The organism is Bradyrhizobium zhengyangense (assembly GCF_022012435.1).
GTDB lineage: Bacteria > Pseudomonadota > Alphaproteobacteria > Rhizobiales > Xanthobacteraceae > Bradyrhizobium > Bradyrhizobium zhengyangense.
On record NZ_JAKLUA010000019.1, the window covers coordinates 40,813 to 66,745 of the forward strand.

A 25,933-nucleotide genomic window follows, 5' to 3' on the forward strand; every position below is an offset into this window, starting at 1 on the left:
TAAGGGGAGGATTCAATGCCGACGGCATTCCGCGTCGCCGTGACACTCGTCGCGCTCTGCGTTTCATCAGGGTTCGCCGGCGCTCAATCGCTTCCCAAGGAAGCACCAGCCCGGACCGAGATCTTCCCGATCCCGTCACTCACCCTCTCCGACCAGCAATTCCTCAACGGCGATGAAGCGTCCGGCAAGCCGGTAACCGTTGCCGGTGAATTCCGCGTGGCGCAGGGCACCGGCAAGATGCCGGTCGTGGTGCTGATACACGGCTCGAGCGGCGTCGGAGCCACTACGGAAGCCTGGGTGCACGAATTCAACGCCATGGGCATCTCGACCTTCGTGATCGACGGCTTTACCGGCCGAGGGCTGACGGTGACGGGGCCGAACCAGGCCCTGCTCGGCCGCCTCAACCTGATTATCGACATCTACCGCTCGCTGGAGATCCTGGCGAAGCATCCCCGCGTCGATCCTGATCGAATCGTGCTGATGGGCTTTTCGCGCGGCGGACAGGCGACGCTCTATGCGAGCCTCGACCGCTTCAACAAGCTCTGGAACAAGTCTGGCCTGCAGTTCGCGGCCTATATCCCGTTCTATCCGGACTGCTCGACGACCTATCGGACGGACACCGACGTCGCCGCGCGCCCGATCCGCATCTTCCACGGCACGCCTGATGATTATAACCCCGTGAGAAGTTGCAAGGCCTTTGTCGAACGGCTGAAAGCTGCGGGCCGCGACGTGGTGCTGACCGAATATCCCGACAGCGCGCACGGCTTTGACAGCGGGCTGCTCGGCGTCAACTCGGTCGTGGTGTCGGCCAACGCCCAGACCGTGCGCAACTGCCATATCAAGGAAGGCGACCGCGGCGTGCTGATGAACGGCGATACCAACGCGCCCTTCACCTACAAGGACCCTTGCGTCGAGCTCAACCCGCATGTCGGCGGCAATCCGACAACGGCCGCGGAATCGCGCAAAGCGGTGGTGGAGTTTTTGCAGGCGCTGTTCAAGCTGGGATAGAGCCGACGCCGTCACGACGAACGCAGTTGCCGTAGGGTGGGCAAAGCGAAAGCGTGCCTACCAATTGCAGATGGTGGGCACGGCGCTGCGCGCCTTTGCCCACCCTACGGCATCTCGTGCTTAGCGGCGTTATGCGCTAGCGCGCGCCGCCCGACAGCCGCAGCACGAACACCAGAACTTCGGCGACGGCCTTGTAGAGATCGGGCGGAATCTCCTCGCCGAGCTCGACCTTGGACAGCGCGCCGGCCAAAATCTCGTTCTCCTCGATCGGAATATCATTGGCCTTGGCGATCTCGACGATCTTTTCGCCGATCGTGCCCTTGCCCTTGGCGACGACGACAGGCGCGCCGCTGCCCTTCTCGTAGTGCAGCGCGATTGCGAGCTTGGATTGGTCACTCATGTGGCGCGATCCAGGAAATGCCCGGCGCGCGCCGGAGCCGGTTGCGGCGGCGTCCCATCACGCACGATGATGTCGCCCGGCTTGAGCTCGGCCTTGGTCAGCGCCTGATTGAGCTCGCCGATGCCGGCGCGGAGCTGCTGCGCGGTCGCCGGCCGCTCGGCCCACATCCGCACAAAGGTCTTGTCGCCGTTGAGCGTGATCAGCGCGTGCACGGGTCCTGATGGCTCGACATTGATCGTGAAGCGCGCGCGCCAGGCGCGCTTTGCGGGATCGGGCGTTTCGTTGCCGCCGTCGCGCGAGATCTCGAACTGCGCCATCGCTGTGCCTTGCGGGGTCGCAAACGGAATCTCGAAATTCCACTGCGGCGCGGTCGGATCGCTGCGATGACCGCTGGCATCGACGCGATCAGGGAGCGAAGCCACCTGCAGCAGCGTCTGCCGCGCGATCGCAGCATCGGTATCGTCGAGCAGGCGATGCACGGTTGCAGCGAGTGGCGTGTCGGGCGTGAGCGTTGGCGAAGCGACGGATTGCGGCGCCGGCAGCGCACCACGGAACGGCGGCGGCGTCGTCATGCGCGCGGCCGCCTCGAAGACATGGCCGTCAGGAACGGCCTTGGTCGCACCCGGCACATTGCCGGTCAGGCGCGGCAGGTTTTGCGCGACCTCCTGCAGCAGGCTCGCGGCAAGGCCTGCCGACATGGTGGTGCGAGGCAGAGCCGCCTGGGGCGTTTCGCCGGTGATGTTGGCCAGCACCGCAGTGGCCGGCGCAGCCTCGCGCGGCAATTGCGCAGGCTGAGCAATCGCCGCACCGGGCGACGGAAGCACCGCCTGTGCTGTCTCGCCCGCCACCTGCGGCGCCGAGACTGCAGTCTGCAGAACGACCGAAGTGCCAGGCGCAGGCGCTGCGTTCTGTGCTGCGACTTGCGGCGCGGCGGTCGCGGGCAGGCCTGACGTCGCCGCCAATGTCTCGCGCAGCACGAGCAGGGCCGCCTTCAGATCCGGCACCGCACCTGACTGGGGCGTCGTGCCAGCGGCCAGCGAAGCTTCGAGAAACAGGCCGGACTTCTGAAACGCGGACTCGATATCGCCGCCATCCAGCGCAGCGTTGAGCGGTGTCTGCTGCGCCAGCACGTCCAGCACGGCCTGTTTCAGTCCGGCCGGCAAATCGCTGCCGGTGACGACCGATGCGAGATTGGCGAACAGCGGCGCCTGGCTGCCGTGCTTTGTGACCGCCTCGGCCGAGGCTGCTGTAACGGCGACCTGCTCCAAAGGTGTCAGCGTGTTGCGTGCCGCATTGACCGACGGCGCCAGCGGCGGGCTGTCGACCAGCGACGCCGCGGTCGGCGTCAGCGTGACCTGAGCGGCGCTTGCCTCGCCTGCGCCGCCCACGACGGCGAGCCTGATGGTGCCATCGTTCTGCGACACCGCGAGCTGGAGATTTTGCCCTGGGGTCAGCGCCACCTCGGACATCACGTCCATCGAGAGGTTGGCGATCGCGATCCGCACCAGATTGTCGGCAAGCAAGCTGACGACTTTGGCATCGACGACGCTGCCGGCCTGAAGCACAAGATCGGGCGTTGCCGCATCAGCCACGGGGCTGGCGGCACTGACCGGAAGGATCGAGCTGATCGGCGTCGGCATCTGAAGGGCCCGAGAATCTGGCCCACCCTAAGAGCCCCTCGTAAACCTCTCGTTAAGGACCTTGGGCCGCAGGCGGCTTCACGGCGGTCAAAACTGCCACGGCGGCGTCGAAATCGCGCAGGCGGGTGGCCCGGCGGGCGGCGGCCTCCTCGTCCACACCCCATTGGTCGATGTTCCAGTCCTCATCGACATGAGCCGCGGCCCAGACCTGGTCGGCGTGGCGCATACCATGGGCCAACGCCAGCGCCAGCAGCGCCGAGCCGGTCAGGGTCGTCACCATGTGGAGGGCGGCCACGGACCAGGGATCGCCAGGCAACGCCGCACGGACAGCCTGGAGCGCCTCGTCCGGCTGCCTCACATGCATGATGCCCTCGGAGAGGATGAAATGCGCCCCCAGCGCCTCTGCGGCCCAGAACAGCACGGGGTCCCAATGCGCAGCCTCGCGGGCGACCAGCCCCTCGGGGTGGCCGGCGCGATAGAACAGCAGGTCGGTCTCGAAGTATTTCGCGAGGTCATCAGTGACGAGCTCGACGCGGTCGACCACGCCCTCGACCACGCTGTTGGCGATCCGCGTCAGCGGCATGGTCACGGGATCGATCGCCTCGCCCTGAGCGGCCCATTCCGCGGCCACGGCATCGGCCAGCGCGCGCGAGGGGATCACCACCTGGCGGCCAGAGGGCGTGCGGATCGGCCTGCCATCGAGGGTGATGCCAAAGCCGCCTTCGGTCTCCGCAACGCCGGCCTCCTTGTAGAAGCGCTTGCGCAACGGCGTCCGCGCCGAGGCGCGCGCCGATTCCCTGGGGTCCGGCGGGGGCTGGCCGGCTGCTTCTTCGAACAATTCGCGCATGTGAGTTTTCGGTCCCGACCGCTGAGTGCTAAGCTTTTAAAATAAGACCGGCAGCCGATAAAGCGAGCGGCGGGCATGAGGGAACTTGCGGGCATTGTGGCCCTGTTCGCCGGGCTTTGGCCGGCCGCGGCCGAGGCCGGCTTTCGCACCCCGGAATCGCTGATCCGCAACGTCTATGCCTATTACGGCGCGGGCTCGCCGGAGCTGTCGAGGGGCCTGCCGCGGGATGCTGCGACGACCCGGCAATTCTTCGACCCCTCCTTGCGCAAAGCGTGGTCCGCGCCGCGCAGCGAGCCCTATGATTTCCTGGTGCAGAGCACGAACTGGAAGCTCGGCCCGGTCGCAATCGCGATCACCCGCAAGCAATACGACAAGACCTATGTCACGGCGGTCTTCGACAATCACGGCCGCAAGGTCGTGCTGAACTTCATCCTGGTCAACGGTCCGGAGGGCTGGCTGATCATGGATGTCGAGAGTCCGCACGACAGCTTGCGGATGTTTCTGGAGCAATTTCGGAATTGAGGGGTGCTTTCGGTCTCAACCACAACCGCCGCTGTCATGCCCCGGCTTGACCGGGGCATCCAGTACGCCGCGGCGGTTGTGGTGAGGGCGAGTTCTCTAGGTCCGGCCTCTGCAATACTGGATCGCCCGCCTTCGCGGGCGATGACACCGAGGAGGTGGTTGGCAATGCGCCCTACTCCTCCGGTGCGTTCTCGATCGGGTCGAACCTGCTTGCGTCGAGCCCGAGCAAATTCCACGACTGCTGCATGTGCGGCGGCAGTGGCGCAGTGGCGTCGATGACGCCGCCGCGGGGATGCGGGATGACGATGCGGCGCGCGAGCAGATGCAGCCGGTTTTGCAGGCCGCCCGGCAACTGCCAGTTCTCGATGTTGAAATATTTGGGATCGCCGACGATAGGATGACCGATATGGGCCATGTGGGCGCGAAGCTGGTGCGTGCGGCCTGTCACCGGCTTCAGCGACACCCAGGTCAGCTTGTTGCCGGCGGTCTCGACCACCGCGTAATAGGTCACCGCGTGACTGGCGCCCTCGTCGCCATGCTGCGCGATGCGCATGATGGTGTCGTCCTCGCTCTCCTCTTTCGCAAGGAAAGTCGAGATGCGGCCCTGCTTCGGCTTCGGCAGGCCCGGCACCAATGCCCAATAGACCTTGCGCGCCGAACGCGAGCGGAACGCGCCGGTCAGATGCGAGGCGGCAAAGCGCGTCTTCGCGATCAGAAGGCAGCCTGACGTCTCGCGATCGATGCGATGCACGAGGCGCGGCTTCTGACCCTTGGAATCGCGCATCACCTCCAGCATCTGGTCGATGTGGCGCGTCATGCCCGAGCCGCCCTGCACGGCAAGGCCGGCGGGCTTGTTCAGCACGAGGACGTCGTCGTCCTCGTAGATCGTCATCTCCTTCAGCGCCTTGAGCGTCTTCTGTGCGGCCTCCGAGAGCTCGCCGGCAACCTTCGGTGTGTCGAGCTTCAGCGGCGGAATGCGGACGCTCTGGCCCTCTTCCAGGCGGTCCTTGCTGTCGACACGCTTGCCGTCGACGCGCAGCTCGCCTTTGCGGACGACGCGCTGGATATGGGAGAACGACAGGCCGGGAAAGCGCGCCTCCAGAAAGCGATCGACGCGCATGTTGTTCTCGTCAGCCGTCACCTTGACGGTCTGGACCTTGGTCGGCAGCAACGCCTCGACGGGCTTTGCCGCAGCCGGCTCTTCCATTGCAGCTTTGGGCGCACGCCGTTCTGCGCGCTCGGCCGCAAAGCGCGGCGGCTTTACCCCGGGCTTGGTCCCAGGCCGCGGTCCAGCCTTCTTTGCGCTGCGCGCCTTGAATGGACGCGAATCGTCGCGTTCGTCACGCGAACGGGGCTTTGGGTTCATTCTCTTGATGCGGCGGCTCATGGTTGCCTGCGTACCCTAAAAGCCGGCTCCCGTCACGGCGAAATGGCCGCCTCTAGCCCGCGCCGCCCCGCTCCTTGCGCAGCTTGGCCCAATAATCCAGCCGCTTCCTGATCTCGCGCTCGAAGCCGCGCTCGGGCGGGTCGTAGAAGGTCTGGCGGCCCAGGGCTTCCGGGAAGTAGTCTTGGCCGGAGAAGGCATCGGGGACATCGTGGTCGTATTCGTAGCCTGAACCGTAGCCTTCCGATTTCATCAGCTTGGTCGGTGAGTTCAGGATGTGCTTTGGCGGCAGCAGCGAGCCAGCCTGTTTTGCCACCTGCATCGCCGTGCCGAACGCGGTGTAGACCGCATTCGATTTCGGCGCTGTGGCGAGATAGACCACCGCTTGCGCGATCGCGAGCTCGCCTTCGGGGTGGCCGAGGAAGTCGAAGGCGTCCTTGGCGGCATTGGCGATGACGAGCGCCTGCGGATCGGCAAGGCCGATATCCTCCACCGCCATGCGCACGACGCGGCGCGCCAGGAACAGCGGGTCCTCGCCGGCGTCCAGCATGCGCGCGAGATAATACAGCGCGGCGTCCGGATCGGAGCCGCGTACCGATTTATGCAGGGCCGAGATCAGGTTGTAATGGCCATCCGCCGATTTGTCGTAGATTGGCGCACGCCGTTGCAGGATGTCCTGCAATTGCGCGGCATTGAAAATCTCGTCGGCTCGCGCCGAGCGCCAGACCTCTTCGGCGAGCGTCAGCGAAGCTCTGCCATCGCCGTCGGCCATGCGCACCAGCACCGCCCTCGCCTCGGCATCGAGCGGCAACTTGCGGCCCTCGACCGCCTCGGCATGCGCGAACAGCTTTTCGATCGCGGCCGCATCGAGCGAGCGAAACACCAGGACGCGTGCGCGGGACAAAAGCGCCGCGTTGAGCTCGAAGGACGGGTTTTCCGTGGTGGCGCCGACCATGACGACGGTGCCGTCTTCCATCACGGGCAGAAACGAATCCTGCTGGGCGCGGTTGAACCTGTGCACCTCGTCGACGAACAGCAGCGTGCCCTTGCCCATCTCGCGGCGCGCGCGCGCAGCATCGAAGGCCTTCTTCAAATCTGCTACACCCGAGAAGACCGCCGAGATCTGCTCGAAATGCAGGTCGGTCGCATCCGCGAGCAGCCGCGCCACCGTGGTCTTGCCCGTGCCCGGCGGGCCCCAGAACACCAGCGAGCCCAGCGTGCGCGTCTCCAGCATGCGCGTCAGTGCGCCATCAGGGCCGAGGATGTGATCCTGCCCGACGACCTCCGACAGCGCCCGCGGCCGCAGCCGATCCGGCAGCGGATGCGGGGCATCGTGATCGAGCCCCGCCGCGGCAAAGAGAGTTGGCGTCTCCTGTGGTCGCTTCGGACTCATCCGCCCAGCGTGACGTTGATCTGCTGACCGCCGCGCACCAGCGTGATGCGCCAGAGCCGCTGGCTGACGCCTGCCACCTTCTCGAGGTCGCCGGTCTTGCCGATCTTCTGGTTGTTGACGGCCAGGATGATGTCGCCCTTCTGGAAGCCGACCTGGGCGGCCGGGGAGTCATCACCGAGCTCGGTGATGACGACGCCTTCGGTGTCGGCGTCGAGATGCAGCTCGTCGGCGACCGCCGGCGTGATGGTCGAGACCTTCGCGCCCTGGAACGGCGAGCGCGCGGTGACGACGAGCTCGTTGCGGCCGGTATCGGGGGCAGTCTCGAGCGCGATCGTCAGCTTGAGCGGCTTGCCGCCGCGCTGCACGTCGATCTGCGCTGACCCGCCGATCGGGCGGGTGGCGAAGCGATAGTCAAACGCGTTGGGATCGTCCACGGCCTGGCCGTCGATCCCGGTGATGAGGTCGGAGGATTTCAACCCGGCCTTCGCCGCAGGCCCATTGGCAACGACGCTCGCGACCAGCGCACCGGTCGGCGAGCGCAGACCGAGGCTCTCCGCGATCTCCGGCGTCACCGCCTGCAACTTCGCGCCAAGCCATGGCCGCTTCACCGCCTTGCCGCCACTCTTGGCAGAGGCGACGACGACCCGAACCATATTGGCCGGGATCGCAAAGCCGATGCCCTGCGAGCCGCCGGAGCGCGAATAGATGGCGGTGTTGATGCCGGCGAGCCGGCCGTTCATGTCGACCAGCGCGCCACCGGAATTGCCGGGATTGATCGCAGCATCAGTCTGGATGAAGAACTGATAGTCGGTGATGCCGACCTGCGTACGCGCTAGCGCCGAGATGATGCCATGGGTCACGGTCTGGCCGACGCCGAAGGGGTTGCCGATCGCCATCACGACGTCGCCGACCATCAGCTCGTCCGAATTGGTGAATTCGAGCGCCGGAAACTTCTCCTTGGTATCCTTCAGACGCAGCACCGCGAGATCGCTGCGGGAGTCCTTCAAGACGATCTCGGCCTCGAACTCGCGCTTGTCCGACAGCGACACCTTCACCTGGTCGGCGCCTTCGATGACATGGACGTTGGTGACAACGAGCCCGGAGGAATCGACGATCACGCCCGAACCCAGCGACCGCTGCACCTGCTCCTGCTGCTGGCCCGGCACGCCGAAGAAACGACGGAAGATCGGGTCGTCCAGCAGCGGGTTGCGGTTCTGCACCACCTTGGCGGCATAAACGTTGACCACCGCCGGCTGCACCCGCTGCACGATCGGCGCATAGGACAGCCGCAGCTCGGCCTGCGACGAGGGCACGCGACGGTCTTGCGCCGCAGCCGGATTGAAGTGGGCCGAAAAGCCTATGCACAATGCCGTGACGACGGCGATCCAGGTCGATCGAAACATTCCTACCTCTTGGAAAAGACGCCGGAATATAGGCGCGTTCGCCCCCCAATAGAAGGGCGCCGGGGAGCAATATTCAGCCCCTTTCCGGTGTGTCCGGCATGCAAGCCCGGCGTGCGAAATCACAATCTGACTTGGGCGGTGGATTGGCATGATGCGCATCATCCTGCATGCTCGTGCCAGGCGGATTCGGTTGCGGCGAATTGGCATCAGTGGGAACCGCAGAGCCGGGCGCGCGCCGTCGCGGGGCAGTCATCGATCACTCTTAGGCTCTCCCGTTGCGACTTGGGGAAGTTCGTCAAAGGATGGAGTCACGACATGAGCAGGACAAGAATGGCAGCCACGGCGATTGGTCTCGCCGGCGTGCTGGCGGCCTCACAGGCCCAGGCTCAATCAGCCAGCAATAGCGAGCAGGAGATCGCACTCCTGAAGCAGCAGTTGAAGATGTTGGAGCAAAAGCTCGACAAGCTCCAGAACCAGACCGCCGCGAACACGGCCGCCACGGCGAAAGCCAGGCAGGAAGCCAAGGCCGAGGCCAAGGCTGAAGCGCGCTCGGAGGCGAAAGCTGCCCTCGCCAACGCCAACGCGGCCATTCCGGTCAAGGGTCCGGTCGCCCCGTCAGGCGTCGTGGTGACGATGCCGAATAACCGGCCGACCATCTGCACCGCGGACGAGCAGAACTGCGTTGCCATCACGAGCCGCGTGCACTGGGATGTCGGCGGCTACAATTACCGCCCCGACACGGCATCAACCGTGCCGCAAAAGCTCGACAGCGGCGAGAACGTTCGCCGGGCGCGTATCGGCATCGTCGGCAAGTTCTTCGGCGACTGGAATTACTCCCTGATCTACGATTTCGGCGGCACGGCCGACGGTTTTGGCGGCACCGGCGCGGCCGGCGGCACCGCTGTCGGCTTCCTGCCGGGCGGCGGCACGTCGGGCATCGAAAACGCCTATCTGAGCTATACCGGCCTCAAGCCATTCGGCGGCAAGATGGCGGTCGAAGCCGGCGTCATGGATATTGCCTGGACGCTCGACGAATCCACCAGCTCCAACGACATCATGTTCATGGAGCGCGCCTCGGCCGGCATCATCGCGCAGAACATCGCAGCCGGTGACTTCCGCTCGGCGGTTGGCACCCGCTGGTGGAATGACCAGCTCTGGATGGGCGCCTACGTTACAGGACCGACCACGGGCGCGATCCACTCCGCCTCCAGCGTCTCCCCGCCCGGAAGCAGCGAGCAATATGGCGCAGTCGCCCGCATCGCCGGCAACCCGGTCAGCGGCAACGGCTACTCCGTGCATGTCGGCGCCGATGCGGAATGGCTGATCCAGCCGCCGCGCAACCAGGTGACGCAGGCGCAGACGCTAACGCTCAGCGACCGGCCCGAGCTGCGGATCGATCCCACGACGTTGATTTCCACCGGTGCGATTGCCAACGTATCGGGCGCGCAGGTCTACGGCGTCGAAGCGGCCGCGACCTATGGCTCGTTTATCGCGCAGGGCGAATATTACTGGTTCAACGTCGACCGCACGGCGAATACGGGCCTGCCGCCGCTCGGCGCGTCGAGCCTGAAATTCGACGGCGGCTACGCGCAGGTCGGCTACGTGCTGACCGGCGAGAGCCGTGCCTACAACGCGGCGAGCGCCTCGTATGGTGGCATCAAGCCGGCCAATCCCTTCTCGCTGGCCGGTGGCGGCTGGGGCGCCTGGGAAATCGCCGGACGCGTGAGCACGATGAATTTGAACGATCAGCTCGCGACCGCCGCAGGCATCGCGGGCGGACGGCAAACCATCTACACCGCGGCGCTGAACTGGTACGTCAACAACAACGTCCGCTTCATGCTCGATTACCTGCATGGCGACATCTCCAAGCAGGCGAGTGCGACCTCCTCGGTGAACACGGGCTCGACGTTCAACGCGGTCGCAATGCGCACGCAGGTCGCGTTCTAGGCGATCCCTTCCGGGAGCGGCACGCCGCTCCCGGATATTACGCTGCGCGCTTTGGCTTCTTCACCACGTCAGGCGGCGGCGCGCAGGACAGCCGCTGCTGGTGGCTCTCGCCCCAGGCTTTGAGAATATCGATCACCGGCCGCAGGCTCTCCCCCAACTCGGAGAGGCAATACTCCACGCGCGGCGGCACCTCGGCATAGACCTTGCGGATGACCAGCTTGTCCTCCTCCAGCGCGCGAAGCTGCTTGGTCAGCATGCGCTGGGTGATGCCCGGCATCATGCGGCGCAGTTCGCCGAAGCGCTGGGTGCCGCTCTGCAAATGATAGAGGATCACGCCCTTCCACTTGCCGTCGATCAAATCCAGCGTCGCCTCGACCGAGCAGCCGGGGCGACGGGCAAAATTGCGCCGTTTCATGCTTGTTTTCCCAATAGTATCCAAACAGGGACTATATCCCCGAACGTACAGTACTTGCCAAATTGGAGCTAGCGGGACAGTTAAGAGCGGCAGGCGAATACGCCATCTGATGGAGACCAGCCATGAAGGCCGTCGGCTACAAGAAGTCGCTTCCGATCGAGGATCAGGACGCGCTGATCGATTTCGAGACTGCCAAACCAGAGCCCAAAGGACGCGACATCCGCGTCGCCGTAAAGGCGATCTCGGCCAATCCGGTCGATTACAAGGTGCGCAAGCGCGCCGCGCCGCCGGAGGGCGAGACCAAGATCTTGGGCTATGACGCCGCCGGCATCGTCGATGCTGTCGGCCCCGACGTCACGCTTTTCAAGCCGGGCGACGAGGTGTTTTACGCAGGCTCGATCCTGCGCCAGGGCACCAATTCCGAATTCCATCTGGTCGACGAACGCATCGTCGGCAACAGGCCGAAGTCGCTCTCATTCGCGCAGGCCGCCGCCCTGCCCCTCACCTCCATTACCGCATGGGAATTGCTGTTCGATCGTCTCGGCGCAGTCCCGGGCAAGAGCGTCGATCCACGCACGCTCCTGATCACCGGCGGCGCCGGCGGTGTCGGCTCGATCCTGATCCAGCTCGCCCGCCGCCTCACCGGCCTCACCGTGGTTGCGACCGCGACGCGGCCGGAGTCACAGAAATGGTGCCTCGATCTCGGCGCGCACGCGGTGATCGATCACGGCAAGCCGATGAAGGAGCAGATCGAGAAACTGAAGCTGCCGCCGGTCGCGCTGGTGGCAAGCCTCACCTTCACCGACCAGCACTACAAGAGCATCGCCGAGTTCATGGCGCCGCAGGGAAAGTTCGGCCTGATCGACGATCCCCCGGAATTCGCCATGAGCACGTTCAAGGGCAAGGCGATCTCGGTACACTGGGAATCGATGTTCACGCGCTCCTCGTTCCAGACGCCTGACATGATCGCGCAACATCACTTGCTGAACGACGTCGCCGATCTCATCGACAAGGGCGTGCTGCGTACCACGCTCGACCAGACTTTCGGCACCATCAACGCGGCTAATCTCAAGCGCGCGCACGCGCTGCTCGAGAGCGGCAAGTCGCGCGGCAAGATCGTGCTGGAGGGGTGGTAGGCGACCACATCGCCGGTGCGTAGGGTGGGCAAAGGCGCCCTTGCGCCGTGCCCACCACCTCGCAACGGCGCGAGAGATGGTGGGCGCGCTTCCGCCTTCGCTCTTCGAGCTACGGCGGACAAGCCGCTTTGCCGACCCTACGATTTCTCGTGTTGTCCCACGATCTCAGCCAACGCCGACAGCAGCCGGTCGATCTGCTCATCCGTTCCGACGGTGATCCGCAAGAAATCCGAGATGCGAGGCGCTGAGAAGTGGCGGACGATCACCGCCTGCTCGCGTAGCGCCGCTGCAAGCGCGGCCCCCTCATACGCGGGATGGCGCGCGAAGACGAAGTTGGCCAGAGACGGCAGCACGTCGAAGCCGGCCGCTTTCAGTCCGCGGGTCAGCCGCTCCCTGCCCTCGATCACGCAAAGGCGGCTCTGTTGGAAATAGGCCTCGTCCGCGATCGACGCGATCGCGCCGGCCTGGGCCGGCCGGCCGAGCGGATATGAATTGAAGCTGTCCTTCACGCGCGTCAGCGCATCGATCAGATCGGCATCGCCGATCGCATATCCGACCCGAAGCCCGGCGAGCGCGCGCGACTTGGACATGGTCTGCACGACCAGCAGATTGCGACGGGACGCGACCAGCGGAATTGCGGTCTCGGCGCCGAAGTCGACATAGGCCTCGTCAACGACCACGGGAATATCGGGATGCTCGTCCAGGAGCGTTGCGATCTCGGCGCGCGACAGCGCGATCCCCGTCGGCGCGTTCGGATTGGGGATGATGATCGCGCCGGCCGGCCGGCGATAATCCGCGATGCGCATCTGCATGGCCTGATCGAGCGGCACGGTCTCATAGTCGATGCCGAACAGACGGCAATAGACCGGATAGAAACTGTAGGTGATATCGGGAAACAGCAGCGGTGCATCGTGCTTCAGCAGCGCGACGAAGGTATGCGCCAGCACCTCGTCCGAGCCGTTGCCGACGAACACCTGCTCCGGTCTCACGCCGTGATAGGCGGCCAGGGCTGCCCGCAGCGCGGTTGCCTGCGGGTCCGGATACAGACGCAGCGTATCGGCTGCCGCGTCGCGGATCGCCTCCAGCGCACGCGGCGACGGGCCGAGCGGATTCTCGTTGGTGTTCAGCTTGACCAGGTCCGCCATGCGCGGCTGTTCGCCCGGCACGTAGGGCTTCAAATCATGCGTCAAGCTGCTCCAGAAACGGCTCATCTTCCCTCCCCCTCGCGCGGACGCGTCGCCCGCTCGACAAAGCCTTTCGCGAGCGCGTGATAGATACCCTCCTCGCAGATCATGCGCGAGACGAAATGCGCGATCAGCGCGGCCGCCATCAGCGGCACGACCATGCCGCGATTGTCGGTCATCTCGGTCACGATCACGAAGGCGGTGATCGGCGCCTGCACGACGCCGGCGAAATACGAGACCATGCCGAGCAGCATGATCGCACCAAGCGGCGCGTCGTGGAAGAACGCGGCGATGTTGCTGCCGATGCCGGCGCCGACGGCGAGCGAAGGCGAAAAGATGCCGCCCGGTATGCCGCTGATCGCGGCGAAGCTCGTCGCCAGCAGCTTGAGCACGCCGAAGTTCTGCGGCAGCGGGGTGCCGTGATCCAGCGCCTCTTTCACCTGCACGTATCCCGTGCCGTAAACTGTATCGCCGGACACCAGGCCGCAAATCGCCACGGCGAAGCCGCAGGCAAAAGCAAACCAGAGTGGGTGGCCCTTGATCGCACGTCCGAGCGGGTTCTTGAAACCGCGCGCCATGGCGATGACAACACGGCTGAACAGGCCGCCGGCGAGGCCGCCGACGACGCCGCAGGCCGGAACGGCCAGCCAGTCGGCGCCACGCGCCAGCGACATCGCGCTGCTGCCGAAATAGGCGTAATTGCCGGCCAGCGCGAGCGACGTCAGGCCGGCGGCGATGACGGCGGCAATGATCAGGCTGGATGTGCGGGTCTCGAATGCTCGGCTCATCTCCTCGATGCCGAAGACGATTCCGGCGAGCGGCGTATTGAAGGCCGCGGCGACGCCGGCAGCCGCACCGGCCAGGATCAATCCAGGCTGGCGACGCGGCGAGACACGACCGAGCGCGAACATGATGGACGCGCCGACCTGAACGGTCGGCCCTTCCCGCCCCACAGAGCCGCCGCACAGCAACCCGAACAGGGTCAGGATCATCTTGCCGATCGCGATCCGGATCGAGACCAGGCTCTCACGCGCCGCCTGATCGGTCAGATGGCGCGCGGCGATCGCCTGCGGGATGCCGCTGCCCTGCGCATTCGGAAAAAGACGGATGGTCATATAGGCCGACAGCATGAAGCCGAGCGGCGTCACCGCCAGCACGGCATAGCGCGACTTGGCCAGCAGGAGCGCGAAGGCGTGCTGCGCGAGATCGGCCAGCTGCGCCAGCGCCACCGCTGCAGCGCCGACCCCGATCCCGCCGAGCAGAAAGATCGCCCGCCGCTGCCAGCGCGCGGATGTCAGCCTGAACAGGCGCTTGTGGCGGGTCGAGAGGGGCCAGAGCATGGTGGCCCGTTTTAGCCAGTCTCGCCACGAATGAAAGGGGCGCGGGAGCAGAACAGCTAGGCTGGAACCCCCGCTCCCGACGCCCGATGACGGCTTAAGCGATAGTGTTGACGATGCCGCCTTCTGCCCGCAGCGCCGCGCCGTTGGTCGCGGATGCCTCCTTCGAGGCGACATAGACCACCATGTTGGCGATCTCGTCGACGCTGGCAAAACGCTGGATCAGCGAGCTCGGGCGGTGCTGCCTGACGAAATTGGCGGCGGCTTCATCCACCGATTGCCCGTTTTGCCTAGCGAGATCCTTCACGAAAGTCTCGACGCCCTCGGACATGGTCGGGCCAGGCAGCACCGAATTCACGGTAACGCTGGTACCCTGGGTGAGCTGCGCGAGGCCACGCGCGACCGCGAGCTGGGCTGTTTTGCTCATGCCGTAGTGAATCATCTCGGCGGGAATATTGAGTCCGGACTCGGAGGAGATGAAGACGATGCGGCCCCAGTTGCGCTTCAGCATGCCCTGCATGTAGGCGCGCGACAGCCGCACGCCGCTCATCACGTTGACCTCGAAGAAGCGGCTCCAATCCTCGTCCGGAATCTCGAAGAAGCCCTTCGGCTCGAATATGCCGGCGTTGTTGATGAGGATGTCGACCTCAGGCAGTGCCGCAACGAGCGCCTTGCAACCAGCAGCGGTCGAGACGTCGGCGGCGATGCCTCGCACCTTGCTACCCGTCCCTTCCAGCTTGCGCACAGCGGCATCGACCTTGTCCTGGCCGCGCCCATTGATCACGACGCTCGCACCCGAGCCCGCGAGGCCCTTGGCGATGGCGTGGCCGATGCCGGCGGTCGAGCCGGTGACGACGGCAGTCTTTCCGGAAAGGTCGATCTTCATCAGTCAATCTCCATTGCTGTTGACGGAGATATCGTGCGCTGCGCACGCAGCTTCAATCGTCCCTCACCGACGCGTGAGGTTTCAGCTTTTCGGCGGTAGCGTTCGGACGAACGCGACGATGGCATCGAGATCCTGGGCCGTCATGGTGGCGTAGCCAGCATAAGCCATCGGCGGCTTGAGCTTGCGACCATCGCGCGCGACGCCTTGCGTAATCGCACGTTTGATTTCGTCGTCGCTCCACTGCCCGATGCCGGCCGCAGGATCCGAGGTGATGTTGGGCGAGACAGATTCGCCCCACGGCCCCCTGAAGGTGCGTCCACCCTTCCCGCTGGCATCAGCGAAGTCGTGCACGACGGACCGGCCCTCCGGCGTGTGGCATTCGAGGCAATGGGCGATGGTCAGGAGGTAGCGGCCGCGGGCAAGCTTGTCGGCCAGTTCCGCCTCGGTCGCCTGCTTGCCCGCATAGGTCGGCATTTCTGGCTTCAGTGAGATCTTGTATTCCGGCGCCGGCGTCTCGCGATGCACCGATGGCACCGAGCGCAAGTAGGCAGTGAGTGCATCGAGAGCGGGTCGTGAGCACCGTGTAGAAGATGGTCGGCATGATCGGCGCAACGGCCGATCCGTTCGGCCTGACGCCGCTGACGAGGAAATGCTTCAGCTCGGCATCGCTCCAGCTGCCGATGCCGGTCTCCTTATCGGGCGTGATGTTGGATGCGGTGACCTTGAAAGCGGGCTCGTCAAAGGTCTGGCCGCCCGAAAGCATGCGCGTCATGTCGAGGCCCTGGGGCCCACGCGGCGTGTGGCAGTTGTTACAGACCATCACGCTGCCAACGAGATAGGCGCCGCGCTCGACCAGCGTCTCGGCTGTAGCGGGCGATATCAGCAGCGCCAGCGCAATCCCAAAGGCGATCCTCATCGAGGCCCCCAATCAAAACGTTCTGTCAAAATCATCGCGTGCGCAGCATGAGAAATGGCTGCGGGATACAAAAAAGCGGCACCCGAGGGCGCCGCTTTCTCAAAAAATTCAAATGCCGTCCGGCTTACGCCGCCTCGGCTTCCTTTGCCTGCACCGGACCTGAGTCCTGGCCCTTGGCATCGACGTCGCGATCGACGAACTCGATCACGGCCATCGCGGCGTTGTCGCCGTAGCGGAAGCCGGCCTTGATGATGCGGGTGTAGCCGCCCTGGCGATCCTTGTAGCGGGGCGCCAGAACATCGAACAGCTTCTTGACCTGGTCCTTGTCGCGCATCTCGGAGATGGCCTGGCGGCGCATGGAGAGGCCGCCCTTCTTGCCGAGAGTGACGAGCTTCTCGACGATCGGACGAAGCTCCTTGGCCTTGGGCAGCGTGGTGACGATCTGCTCGTGCTTGATCAGCGCGGCCGCCATGTTGGCGAACATCGCGCGGCGGTGCTCGGCCGTGCGGTTGAGCTTCCGATGAACCTTGCCGTGACGCATGTGTGGTGTCCTTACTTAAAACTGCCGCGACGGTTCGTCGGACATGTTGCTCAGGTGGGCTGCCTGCGTTCGCCCAATAAAAATCGTGGCCGGATGACTCCGGCCACGACTGTGGAAATACTCAGTAGTGATCCTCGAAGCGCTTGGCGAGCTCGTCGATGTTCTCCGGCGGCCAGCCCGGCACTTCCATGCCGAGATGCAGACCCATCTGGGCCAGCACTTCCTTGATCTCGTTCAGCGACTTGCGACCGAAGTTCGGGGTGCGGAGCATTTCCGCTTCGCTCTTCTGCACGAGGTCGCCGATGTAGACGATGTTGTCGTTCTTCAAGCAGTTGGCCGAACGCACCGACAGCTCGAGCTCGTCCACCTTCTTGAGGAAGGCCGGGTTGAAGGCGAGGTCCGGGATGATTTCCTGGGCGACTTCCTTGCGCGGCTCTTCGAAGTTGACGAACACGTTGAGCTGATCCTGCAGGATGCGGGCGGCGTAGGCCACCGAGTCATCCGGCGAGATCGCGCCGTTGGTCTCGATCGTCATGGTCAGCTTGTCGTAGTCGAGGATCTGGCCCTCGCGGGTGTTCTCGACCTTGTAGGAGACCTTGCGGACCGGCGAGTACAGGCTGTCGACCGGGATCAGGCCGATCGGCGCGTCCTCGGGACGGTTGCGCTCGGCCGGCACGTAGCCCTTGCCGGTGGAGACCGTGAACTCCATGCGGATCTCGGCGCCCTCGTCGAGCGTGCAGATCTGGAGGTCCGGGTTCAGCACGACGACGTCGCCGACGGTCTGGATGTCGCCAGCTGTGACAGTGCCCGGGCCCGACTTCTTCACGACCATGCGCTTGGGGCCTTCGCCCTGCATCTTGATCGCGATGTCCTTGATGTTCAACACGATGTCGGTGACGTCCTCACGGACGCCAGCGATCGAGGAGAACTCGTGCAGCACGCCGTCGATGTGCACCGACTGCACCGCCGCGCCCTGGAGCGAGGAGAGCAGGATGCGGCGCAGCGCGTTGCCGAGCGTCTGGCCGAAACCACGCTCGAGCGGCTCGGCGACGATGGTCGCGAAACGCGAGGAATCGCTGCCGGGCTGCACCTGGAGCTTGTTCGGCCGAATCAGTTCTTGCCAATTTTTCTGGATCGTCACTGTTTCACCCATACAGGCCAGTCGATTTGAAAATTCAAACACTGGCGTTGGAGAAAGGCCGCAGATCAAACCCGCGGCTTCTTAAAAAAAGCATCGCGGGCACCACGGGGCCCGCAACTTCGTATCAGACGCGCCGACGCTTCCGCGGACGGCAACCGTTGTGCGGGATCGTGGTCACGTCGCGGATCGAGGTGACGGTGAAGCCCGCGGCCTGCAGCGCGCGGAGCGCTGACTCACGGCCCGAACCGGGACCGGCGACTTCGACTTCCAGCGTGCGCATGCCGTGTTCCTGCGCCTTCTTGGACACGTCTTCAGCGGCGACCTGCGCGGCATACGGGGTCGACTTGCGCGAGCCCTTGAAGCCCATCGTGCCGGCGGAAGACCAGGCAATCGTGTTGCCCTGTGCGTCGGTGATGGTGATGGTCGTGTTGTTGAAGGACGAGTTCACGTGCGCGACGCCGGAGGCGATGTTCTTACGCTCACGACGACGAACGCGGGTGGCTTCCTTGCCCATAGAGTACCTTTCCTGGAGATCTCAAACGCCGCCGTAATGCCAGCGGCTACACCTGATGGAACGAAAGGCGCGTGGCGAACGGGTTTCCCCTATCGCCACACGCCGCGATTGGATTCGAAAACTTACTTCTTCTTGCCGGCGATGGCCTTGGCCGGACCCTTGCGCGTACGCGCATTGGTGTGGGTGCGCTGACCGCGCACCGGCAGACCGCGACGATGACGCAGGCCGCGATAGCAGCCGAGGTCCATCAGACGCTTGATGTTGATACCGACTTCACGACGCAGATCACCCTCGACGAGATAGTCGCGGTCGATGACTTCGCGGATCTGGAGCACTTCGGCATCGCTGAGCTGATTGACGCGACGATCCTCGGGGATCTTCACCTTTTCGAGGATCTCACCAGCGATCTTCTGGCCGATGCCATGGATGTACTGGAGCGCGATCAGCACGCGCTTGTTGGTCGGAATGTTCACGCCGGCAATACGGGCCACGGCCTTCTCTCCTGTTGCCGATCCCTCGTCAGGAATCGGGCTTTAAGTGCTTATGTTTCTCGGGCAGGTGTTCACAAACGCGAACACGACGCCCACCCCTAGTCTTCCTGGGGCCCGGCATCGTTTGAAACTATCCGACTTGGATGCGGGGCTTATTAAGGGATTCAGGGGGCTTTCGTCAACCGCCGCTAGCGCTTGGCTCGCTTTTTCGTGACCTTTTTTGCGGCCTTTTTGGCACCCTTTTTGACTGCCGTCTTGGCGGCCTTCTTGACCGATTTCTTGGCAACCTTCTTCGCCGCTTTCTTGGCGCCCTTCACAGCCTTTTTGGCTGATTTCGCCGATTTGGCAGCCTTTTTGGCCGTTTTCGCCGGCTTTTTGGCTACCTTGGCCTTCTTGGCCCCCTTCTTGGCGGGCGCCGCCTTGGCCGCGCTGCGAGCATGGGTCTTGGGCTCGACCGCGCCCAGCGCCAGCAGCTGGCGGTGGATGGCACGGGTGACCTCGTCGATGGCCATCATGCCGTCGATGGTCGAGAGCTTCCGGCGCTCGGAATAGTAGTGAATCAACGGTTCCGTCTGGCTGCGGTAGCTGGCGAGTCGCCTGGTCAGGACCTCCGGGGTGTCGTCGACCCGGACCTCCTCCCCGCGCTCCCGCATCTGGGCGACACGAGTCTCGACGCGGCTCAAAAGTGCACTCTCGTTGACGCGCAGCTCGATCACGGCGTCGAGCTTCATGTGCTTGTGCTTCAGGAGCTCGTCCAGCGCCTCGGCCTGCGGCACAGTGCGCGGGAATCCGTCCAGGATGAAACCATTCTTCGCGTCCGGCTGGTCGATCCGATCGGAGATGATTCCAACCACGATGTCGTCAGGGACGAGACCGCCGCTGGCCATGATCTCCTTGGCCTTGAGCCCGACCGGCGTTCCGGCCGCCACGGCTGCGCGCAACATCTCGCCGGTCGAGAGCTGGACGATGCCATAGCGCTGCACCAGTCGCTGCGCCTGGGTCCCCTTGCCCGACCCTGGCGGTCCAAGAAGTATAATTCTCATCGGCGTACGCCCCCCGGATTGGTGAGCGATAGGTCGCGCACCTGTGTTTGAATGTCGAGAATAGTGCAAACCACAATCAGCGCTGCACCACCACCCATTTTGTAATCTAGCCCATTCCCGTAGGCCAAGAACACCTCCGGAATCAGCGAAATCGCAGTCAAATAGGCCGCACCCAACAGCGTCGTCGACGACACCACGCGGTCGAGATATTCAGCGGTGGCCTCACCCGGCATGACGCCGGGAATCACCCCGCCCTGCCGGGCAAGCGATTCGGCGGCGTTATCGGGATCGACGACAAACGCCGTGTAGACGATTGCGAGCACGAACACGGCAAGCGATCCGACGATGAGATGCGCCGGCCGGCCATAGTGAAGATGCAGATAGACCGCGTTGAGCCAGGGCGTATCGGCAGTGAAGATCCAATCGGCAAAGGCGAGCGGCAAATAGATCAGCCACGGCCCCACCGTGCTGGGCACCAGATAACCGGCGCTGTTGATCTTGATCGGCAGCACTACCGCTCGCGACAGAAGGACGCGCTCACCGACGCGGCGCTCGGCAAATTGCACCGGCACATTCCGCCGCGCGGATTCGACGACGACGATCAGCACGACCATCGCTATCCAAAGCGCCGCATGGCCCAGCACGAGATTGCTGGAAACCGCGCCACGCCGCACCAAGTCGAGAATCGCGGCGAGCTCACCCGGAAGGTCAGGAATGATGGCCACGCTGAGAATCAGCGCGAGGCCGTTGCCGATGCCGCGGCGCGTAATCTGCTCGCTGAGCCAGATCAGAAAGAACACGCCCCCCGTCATCGAGACTGCGGTCGAGAGCACGAACCAGCCGCCGGAATCAGCGGCGATCTCCGGAATCCGCTGAATGGCCGTCGCTATGCCCCAGGCCTGGAACGTGGTGAGCAGCAGGGTGAGAAGCAGCGTGTAGCGCGCGATGCTGGTGCGGCCGCGCTCGCTGGAGCGCTCGATCGCGCTGAGCCGTTTCCAGACCAGCGACAGCAATCGAATGAAGATCGCCGCGCTCAGATAGGGGATGAGACCAAGAGAGAAGATCGACAACCGGGCAAATGCGCCCGGCGGCAGTGCGCCCATCGACGTCGAGACGCCGGTGACCGGGATGTGCGTTCCGAGCCTATAAACGAGAAGCGCGCCGATCGTGATAGCGATGCGGCGCGCGAGCTCGTTCGTCATGTTGCGGTGCGCGCTACCTGCGGCGGCCCCGCAGCTTCGACTTGCGGATCAGGCCTTCGTACTGATGAGCCAGCAGATAGCCCTGCACCTGCGCCACCGTGTCCATGGTGACACTGACAACGATCAGCAACGAGGTGCCGCCGAAATAGAACGGCACCGAGGCGTAGGAGATCAGGATCTCCGGGATCAAGCAGACGATCGCCAGGTAGATCGCACCCAGCACGGTGATGCGCGACAGCACGTAGTCGATATATTCGGCCGTGCGCTCGCCGGGGCGGATGCCCGGGACGAAGCCGCCGTGCTTCTTCAGATTGTCGGCGGTCTCGGTCGGGTTGAACACGATCGCGGTGTAGAAGAAGGCGAAGAACACGATCAGCGCGAGATAGAGGATCAGAAACAGCGGACGGCCGTGGCCGAGCTGGGTGGTGATCCACTGGAACCATTCCGGCCCCTTGCCGGCGTTGAAGTTCGCAACCGTGGTCGGCAGCAGCAGCAGCGAGGACGCGAAGATCGGCGGAATCACGCCCGAGGTGTTGAGCTTGAGCGGCAGATGCGAGGACTGGCCCTCGAACATCTTGTTGCCGACCTGGCGCTTCGGATACTGGATCAGCAGCCGGCGCTGGGCACGCTCCATGAACACGATGAAGGCGATCACAGCGACCGCCATCACGATCACGACCAGGATCAGGCCGGTCGACATCGCACCCTGACGGCCAAGCTCGAGCATGTTGGCGAGCGCCGCCGGCAGCTCGGCAACGATGCCGGAGAGAATGATCAGCGAGATACCGTTGCCGATACCGCGCGAGGTGATCTGCTCGCCCAGCCACATCAGGAACATGGTGCCGCCGGTCAGCGTGATCGCGGTGGAAAGACGGAAGAACATGCCGGGATCGCTGACGACGTTGCCGGCGCCTTCGAGACCGACCGCGATGCCGTAGGACTGGAACGCGGCCAGGATCACCGTCAGATAGCGGGTGTACTGGTTCAGCGTCTTGCGGCCCGCCTCACCTTCCTTCTTCAGCGCCTCGAGCTGCGGCGAGACGGTGGTCAGGAGCTGAATGATGATCGAGGCCGAGATGTACGGCATGATGTTCAGCGCGAAGATCGCCATGCGGTGGATACCGCCGCCGGCGAACATGTTGAACATGCCGAGGATGCCGCCTGCCTGCGACTTGAACACCTGCTCCCAGATGTTGGGATCGATGCCGGGCAGCGGGATGTAGGTGCCGAGCCGATAAACGAGCAGCGCACCCAGCGTGAACCAGATGCGCTTCTTCAGTTCGTCGGCCTTGGCGAACGCGCCGAAATTGAGGTTGGCTGCCAGTTGTTCCGCTGCAGAGGCCATATTGGACTTTCTCCCGCCGCCTTTTGCGCCGTCATACCCGCGGCCGGGCTATTCTAGCGGACGCCGGACATTATCTGGGGCTTCGGCTTCGATAAGTCCATCGTCCCGCATGCGAAAAAGGCCCGCGAGGCGCGGGCCAATGACGCGTTTGTTACGCCGCCTCGCCTTCTTCCTTGGCAGGGGCGAGGATCTTCACCGAACCACCGGCCTTCTCGACCGCTTCGATCGCGGACTTGGTGGCGCCGTGGACTTCGATGTTCAGCTTGGCCTTGAGCTCGCCGCGGCCGAGCAGCCGCAGGCCGGCCTTGGCGCGACGCAGCACGCCCGCCTTCACCAGCGCCTCGACGTTGACGACGCTGCCAGTGTCGAGCTTCTTGGCATCGACCGCATCCTGGAGACGGTCGAGATTGATCTCGGCGTACTCAACGCGGAAGATGTTGTTGAAGCCGCGCTTGGGCAGACGGCGATGCATCGGCATCTGGCCGCCCTCGAAACCCTTGATGCGCACGCCCGAACGCGCGGTCTGGCCCTTGCCGCCGCGGCCGGACTGCTTGCCCTTGCCCGAACCGATGCCACGGCCGACGCGCATGCGCTTCTTGCGCGAGCCGGCGTTGTCGGCGATATCGCTGAGCTTCATCGCCCTGCTCCTTGTGTTTTGCGCATGATCTGGTCCGAAAACCGGGATCCGCCCTTCGGGATCATGCGCGCAATTTTACTTCTCGTCGACGATGCGAACGAGATGGTGAACCTTTTCGATCATGCCGCGGACGGCCGGGGTGTCCGGCAGTTCGCTGACGCGGCCGATCTTGTTGAGCTTGAGCCCGATCAGCGTCGAACGCTGCGAGTGATGGCGGCGGATCGCGCTGCCGGTCTGCTCGAGCTTGATCGTCTTTGCGGCCTTGGCCATCGTGGTCTACTCCGAAAAGCGTTGGTTAGTCCGCCGCCGCCTCGGCATCGCCGCCGATGCGACGACCCTGGAGGGTGGACACCTTGATGTTGCGGCGCGCCGCGACCGAACGCGGTGAGTCCTGGTGCTTCAGCGCATCGAAGGTCGCGCGAACCATGTTGTACGGGTTCGACGAGCCGATCGACTTCGCCACCACGTCCTGGACGCCGAGCGTCTCGAACACGGCGCGCATCGGGCCACCGGCGATGATGCCGGTACCGGCCGGAGCTGCACGCAGGTAGACGCGGCCAGCGCCATGACGGCCGGCGATGTCGTGATGCAGCGTACGACCCTCGCGCAGCGACACGCGGGTCAGGTTGCGCTTGGCGGACTCGGTGGCCTTGCGGATCGCCTCGGGCACTTCGCGCGCCTTGCCATGACCGAAGCCGGCGCGGCCCTTCTGATCGCCGATCACGACCAGCGCAGCGAAACCGAAGCGCTTGCCGCCCTTGACGACCTTGGCCACGCGATTGATGTGGACGAGCTTGTCGACGAACTCGCTGTCGCGCTCCTCGCGCTCCTTGCGTTCACGCCCGCCGCCGCGTTGATCGCGTCCACCACGTTGTTCGCGTTCTGCCATTTTTCCAATCCTTCAGAGGCTTGCGCCTCAATCCTCAAATTCTGTTAGAAGCTCAGCCCGCTCTCACGCGCAGCGTCGGCGAGAGCCTTGACGCGCCCGTGGTAGAGGTAGCTGCCGCGATCGAACACGACTTCCTTGACGCCCTTCTCGGCGGCGCGTTCGGCCAGCAGCTTGCCGACCGCCTTCGCTGCATCGATGTCGGCGCCGGTCTTGCCGCCGTCGCGCATCGACTTCTCGAGCGACGAGGCAGAGGCCAGCGTCTCGCCCTTCAGGTCGTCGATGACCTGGGCGTAGATGTGCTTGGACGAGCGGAACACCGACAGACGCGGACGACCACCACCGGAGCGGCGCAGCTTCAGCCGCACACTCCGCTTGCGCCGGGCATTGGTAACCTTGGCTTTGGACATGACCGGCTCCGTTACTTCTTCTTGCCTTCCTTGCGGAAGATGAATTCGCCCACATACTTCACGCCCTTGCCCTTGTAGGGCTCCGGCGGACGATAGGAGCGGATCTCGGCGGCAACCTGGCCGACGCGCTGAATGTCGCTGCCCGACACCGTGATTTCGGTCGGCTTCGGCACGGCGATCGTGATCCCTTCCGGGATCGCGTAGATCACGTCGTGGCTGTACCCGAGCGCGAGTTGCAGGTTCTTTCCCTGCATCGCGGCGCGGTAACCGACGCCGGTGATCTCAAGCTTCTTCTCGAAGCCCTTGGTGACGCCTTCGACCAGATTCGCGACCTGGGCGCGAGCGGTGCCATACAGCGCCCGCGCGCGATTGGTCTCAGCCCGCGGCTTGACCTTGATCTGGCCGCTCTCGAGCTTCACCTCGACGTCGTCATGGACGACGAACTGAAGCTGGCCCTTCGGGCCCTTCATCTTGACGGTCTGCCCATCGACGGTCGCGGTCACACCGGACGGCACCGCCACAGGCCTTTTGCCAACTCGTGACATGGATCAAAAACCCTTCTCAGAACACCGTGAAGAGGACTTCACCGCCCACGTTCGCTTCACGCGCACTGTGGTCGGCCATGATCCCCTTCGGCGTCGACAACACCGAAATACCGAGCCCGTTATTGACCCGCGGCAGGTTCTTCACCGAGGCGTACACGCGACGCCCTGGCTTGGAGACACGTTCGATCTCGCGGATGACGGGCTCGCCGTCGAAATACTTCAGCTCGATCTCGATCTCGCTGCGGCCCGAGGCGTGCTCGAGGGTGGCGTAACCGCGGATGTAGCCCTCGCTCTTGAGCACTTCGAGGACGTTCTCGCGCATCTTCGAGCCGGGCGTGGAGACCTTGCTCTTGGAGCGCATCTGCGCGTTGCGAATGCGGGTGATCAGATCGCTGATTGGATCGTGCGTAGACATCTAAACGACCCTCCTTACCAGCTCGACTTCACGAGACCCGGGACCATGCCCTTGGAGCCAAGGTCGCGGAGCGCGATACGGGACAGCTTGTTCTTGCGATAGTTCGAGCGCGGGCGGCCCGACAGCTCGCAACGCAGACGAATGCGGGTGGCCGACGAATTGCGCGGCATTTCCGCAAGCTTCAGGGTGGCGGCGAACCGCTCCTCCATCGGCAGCGTCTTGTCGGCGATGATCGCCTTCAACCGCTCGCGCTTCGGGGCGGCGTTCTTCACCATCCGCTTGCGCCGGTTGTTCTTCTCGATTGAACTCTTCTTTGCCATGCTTGGCTCCTGGGTATCCGCGTTT

Annotated in this window: 30 protein-coding genes; 5 read left to right on the forward strand and 25 right to left on the reverse strand. The window is 64.4% G+C overall.

What is annotated here, in order from left to right; all coding sequences use genetic code 11:
* Window positions 1–15 precede the first annotated feature (15 nt).
* Window positions 16–1,008: a dienelactone hydrolase family protein gene (locus tag L6637_RS35290; RefSeq protein WP_237873540.1), complete on the forward strand. Its 993-nt coding sequence runs from the start codon at window positions 16–18 to the stop codon at window positions 1,006–1,008.
* Between the two features lie 136 nt (window positions 1,009–1,144).
* Here L6637_RS35290 and L6637_RS35295 read toward each other — a convergent pair whose 3' ends face one another.
* Genes L6637_RS35295 through L6637_RS35305 form a run of 3 tightly spaced genes read right to left on the reverse strand, consistent with a single transcriptional unit; the run spans window position 1,145 to window position 3,895 of the window.
* The gene (locus L6637_RS35295; protein WP_237873543.1) at window positions 1,145–1,408 is read right to left on the reverse strand and encodes an EscU/YscU/HrcU family type III secretion system export apparatus switch protein; all 264 of its coding nucleotides are present in this window, start codon (window positions 1,406–1,408) and stop codon (window positions 1,145–1,147) included.
* A complete protein-coding gene (gene fliK, locus L6637_RS35300) occupies window positions 1,405–3,048 on the reverse strand; it encodes a flagellar hook-length control protein FliK (protein ID WP_237873544.1) in 1,644 nt (547 codons plus the stop codon). The genes L6637_RS35295 and fliK overlap by 4 nt, the downstream gene beginning before the upstream one ends.
* Before the next feature lie 52 nt (window positions 3,049–3,100).
* Window positions 3,101–3,895 carry an ATP12 family chaperone protein gene (locus L6637_RS35305; RefSeq protein ID WP_237873546.1) on the reverse strand — a complete coding sequence of 265 codons (795 nt, stop codon included), beginning with the start codon at window positions 3,893–3,895 and terminating at the stop codon, window positions 3,101–3,103.
* Between the two features lie 75 nt (window positions 3,896–3,970).
* Between L6637_RS35305 and L6637_RS35310 the strand changes: the two genes are divergently transcribed.
* The gene (locus tag L6637_RS35310; protein WP_237873548.1) at window positions 3,971–4,417 is read left to right on the forward strand and encodes a hypothetical protein; all 447 of its coding nucleotides are present in this window, start codon (window positions 3,971–3,973) and stop codon (window positions 4,415–4,417) included.
* A gap of 172 nt (window positions 4,418–4,589) precedes the next feature.
* Here the strand turns inward: L6637_RS35310 and L6637_RS35315 are convergent, their stop codons facing one another.
* Genes L6637_RS35315 through L6637_RS35325 form a run of 3 tightly spaced genes read right to left on the reverse strand, consistent with a single transcriptional unit; the run spans window position 4,590 to window position 8,597 of the window.
* Window positions 4,590–5,804, reverse strand: coding sequence for an RluA family pseudouridine synthase (locus tag L6637_RS35315; RefSeq protein ID WP_237861462.1), 1,215 nt, complete (start codon window positions 5,802–5,804; stop codon window positions 4,590–4,592).
* 52 nt (window positions 5,805–5,856) lie between these two features.
* On the reverse strand, window positions 5,857–7,194 hold the full coding sequence (locus tag L6637_RS35320; protein ID WP_237873550.1) for a replication-associated recombination protein A: 1,338 nt from the start codon (window positions 7,192–7,194) through the stop codon (window positions 5,857–5,859).
* Window positions 7,191–8,597 carry a DegQ family serine endoprotease gene (locus tag L6637_RS35325; RefSeq protein ID WP_237873551.1) on the reverse strand — a complete coding sequence of 469 codons (1,407 nt, stop codon included), beginning with the start codon at window positions 8,595–8,597 and terminating at the stop codon, window positions 7,191–7,193. Before L6637_RS35325 ends, L6637_RS35320 begins: the two co-directional genes overlap by 4 nt.
* Before the next feature lie 315 nt (window positions 8,598–8,912).
* Here L6637_RS35325 and L6637_RS35330 point away from each other — a divergent pair, with 315 nt between their 5' ends.
* On the forward strand, window positions 8,913–10,544 hold the full coding sequence (locus tag L6637_RS35330; RefSeq protein WP_237873552.1) for an OprO/OprP family phosphate-selective porin: 1,632 nt from the start codon (window positions 8,913–8,915) through the stop codon (window positions 10,542–10,544).
* 37 nt (window positions 10,545–10,581) lie between these two features.
* On the opposite strand, the gene L6637_RS35335 is transcribed toward L6637_RS35330, so the two are convergent.
* A complete protein-coding gene (locus L6637_RS35335) occupies window positions 10,582–10,959 on the reverse strand; it encodes a winged helix-turn-helix transcriptional regulator (protein WP_237861457.1) in 378 nt (125 codons plus the stop codon).
* Window positions 10,960–11,081: 122 nt separating this feature from the next.
* Between L6637_RS35335 and L6637_RS35340 the strand changes: the two genes are divergently transcribed.
* A complete protein-coding gene (locus tag L6637_RS35340) occupies window positions 11,082–12,095 on the forward strand; it encodes a zinc-binding alcohol dehydrogenase family protein (RefSeq protein WP_237861456.1) in 1,014 nt (337 codons plus the stop codon).
* Window positions 12,096–12,232: 137 nt separating this feature from the next.
* Here the strand turns inward: L6637_RS35340 and hisC are convergent, their stop codons facing one another.
* From hisC to L6637_RS35360, 4 genes are all read right to left on the reverse strand, one after another.
* The gene (gene hisC, locus L6637_RS35345) at window positions 12,233–13,306 is read right to left on the reverse strand and encodes a histidinol-phosphate transaminase (protein ID WP_237873555.1); all 1,074 of its coding nucleotides are present in this window, start codon (window positions 13,304–13,306) and stop codon (window positions 12,233–12,235) included.
* Window positions 13,303–14,619: a chloride channel protein gene (locus L6637_RS35350; protein WP_237873558.1), complete on the reverse strand. Its 1,317-nt coding sequence runs from the start codon at window positions 14,617–14,619 to the stop codon at window positions 13,303–13,305. The genes hisC and L6637_RS35350 overlap by 4 nt, the downstream gene beginning before the upstream one ends.
* A gap of 94 nt (window positions 14,620–14,713) precedes the next feature.
* Complete coding sequence (locus L6637_RS35355; protein WP_237873559.1) at window positions 14,714–15,502, reverse strand: SDR family NAD(P)-dependent oxidoreductase; 789 nt, start codon at window positions 15,500–15,502, stop codon at window positions 14,714–14,716.
* A gap of 81 nt (window positions 15,503–15,583) precedes the next feature.
* Window positions 15,584–15,976 carry a c-type cytochrome gene (locus L6637_RS35360; RefSeq protein ID WP_237873560.1) on the reverse strand — a complete coding sequence of 131 codons (393 nt, stop codon included), beginning with the start codon at window positions 15,974–15,976 and terminating at the stop codon, window positions 15,584–15,586.
* A 125-nt stretch (window positions 15,977–16,101) separates the two neighbouring features.
* On the opposite strand from L6637_RS35360, the gene L6637_RS35365 reads away from it, so the two are divergent.
* On the forward strand, window positions 16,102–16,341 hold the full coding sequence (locus L6637_RS35365; RefSeq protein ID WP_237873561.1) for a hypothetical protein: 240 nt from the start codon (window positions 16,102–16,104) through the stop codon (window positions 16,339–16,341).
* 201 nt (window positions 16,342–16,542) lie between these two features.
* Here L6637_RS35365 and rplQ read toward each other — a convergent pair whose 3' ends face one another.
* From rplQ to rpsN, 14 genes are all read right to left on the reverse strand, one after another.
* Window positions 16,543–16,959, reverse strand: a complete 417-nt coding sequence (gene rplQ, locus L6637_RS35370) for a 50S ribosomal protein L17 (protein WP_057745449.1) — start codon at window positions 16,957–16,959, stop codon at window positions 16,543–16,545.
* Window positions 16,960–17,080: 121 nt separating this feature from the next.
* Window positions 17,081–18,112 (reverse strand): DNA-directed RNA polymerase subunit alpha, encoded by a 1,032-nt coding sequence (locus L6637_RS35375; protein ID WP_097658748.1) that lies wholly within the window; start codon window positions 18,110–18,112, stop codon window positions 17,081–17,083.
* Window positions 18,113–18,224: 112 nt separating this feature from the next.
* Window positions 18,225–18,614 (reverse strand): 30S ribosomal protein S11, encoded by a 390-nt coding sequence (gene rpsK / locus L6637_RS35380; protein WP_007603045.1) that lies wholly within the window; start codon window positions 18,612–18,614, stop codon window positions 18,225–18,227.
* 122 nt (window positions 18,615–18,736) lie between these two features.
* Window positions 18,737–19,105 (reverse strand): 30S ribosomal protein S13, encoded by a 369-nt coding sequence (rpsM, locus tag L6637_RS35385; protein ID WP_014494511.1) that lies wholly within the window; start codon window positions 19,103–19,105, stop codon window positions 18,737–18,739.
* Between the two features lie 188 nt (window positions 19,106–19,293).
* Window positions 19,294–20,148, reverse strand: coding sequence for an adenylate kinase (locus L6637_RS35390; protein WP_237861450.1), 855 nt, complete (start codon window positions 20,146–20,148; stop codon window positions 19,294–19,296).
* The gene (locus L6637_RS35395; RefSeq protein ID WP_237873562.1) at window positions 20,145–21,350 is read right to left on the reverse strand and encodes a preprotein translocase subunit SecY; all 1,206 of its coding nucleotides are present in this window, start codon (window positions 21,348–21,350) and stop codon (window positions 20,145–20,147) included. Before L6637_RS35395 ends, L6637_RS35390 begins: the two co-directional genes overlap by 4 nt.
* A 13-nt stretch (window positions 21,351–21,363) precedes the next feature.
* Window positions 21,364–22,695 (reverse strand): preprotein translocase subunit SecY, encoded by a 1,332-nt coding sequence (secY, locus tag L6637_RS35400; RefSeq protein ID WP_237861446.1) that lies wholly within the window; start codon window positions 22,693–22,695, stop codon window positions 21,364–21,366.
* Window positions 22,696–22,846: 151 nt separating this feature from the next.
* The gene (gene rplO / locus L6637_RS35405; RefSeq protein ID WP_128951226.1) at window positions 22,847–23,332 is read right to left on the reverse strand and encodes a 50S ribosomal protein L15; all 486 of its coding nucleotides are present in this window, start codon (window positions 23,330–23,332) and stop codon (window positions 22,847–22,849) included.
* 75 nt (window positions 23,333–23,407) lie between these two features.
* Complete coding sequence (gene rpmD, locus L6637_RS35410; RefSeq protein WP_063682061.1) at window positions 23,408–23,602, reverse strand: 50S ribosomal protein L30; 195 nt, start codon at window positions 23,600–23,602, stop codon at window positions 23,408–23,410.
* A gap of 25 nt (window positions 23,603–23,627) precedes the next feature.
* Window positions 23,628–24,221, reverse strand: a complete 594-nt coding sequence (gene rpsE, locus L6637_RS35415; protein WP_057745465.1) for a 30S ribosomal protein S5 — start codon at window positions 24,219–24,221, stop codon at window positions 23,628–23,630.
* A 44-nt stretch (window positions 24,222–24,265) separates the two neighbouring features.
* Window positions 24,266–24,628 carry a 50S ribosomal protein L18 gene (gene rplR, locus L6637_RS35420; RefSeq protein WP_007603036.1) on the reverse strand — a complete coding sequence of 121 codons (363 nt, stop codon included), beginning with the start codon at window positions 24,626–24,628 and terminating at the stop codon, window positions 24,266–24,268.
* 11 nt (window positions 24,629–24,639) lie between these two features.
* Window positions 24,640–25,173, reverse strand: coding sequence for a 50S ribosomal protein L6 (gene rplF / locus L6637_RS35425; RefSeq protein ID WP_237861445.1), 534 nt, complete (start codon window positions 25,171–25,173; stop codon window positions 24,640–24,642).
* Window positions 25,174–25,189: 16 nt separating this feature from the next.
* Window positions 25,190–25,588: a 30S ribosomal protein S8 gene (gene rpsH / locus L6637_RS35430; protein ID WP_057745471.1), complete on the reverse strand. Its 399-nt coding sequence runs from the start codon at window positions 25,586–25,588 to the stop codon at window positions 25,190–25,192.
* A gap of 14 nt (window positions 25,589–25,602) precedes the next feature.
* Window positions 25,603–25,908, reverse strand: coding sequence for a 30S ribosomal protein S14 (rpsN, locus tag L6637_RS35435; RefSeq protein WP_027535302.1), 306 nt, complete (start codon window positions 25,906–25,908; stop codon window positions 25,603–25,605).
* Between the last annotated feature and the right edge of the window lie 25 nt (window positions 25,909–25,933).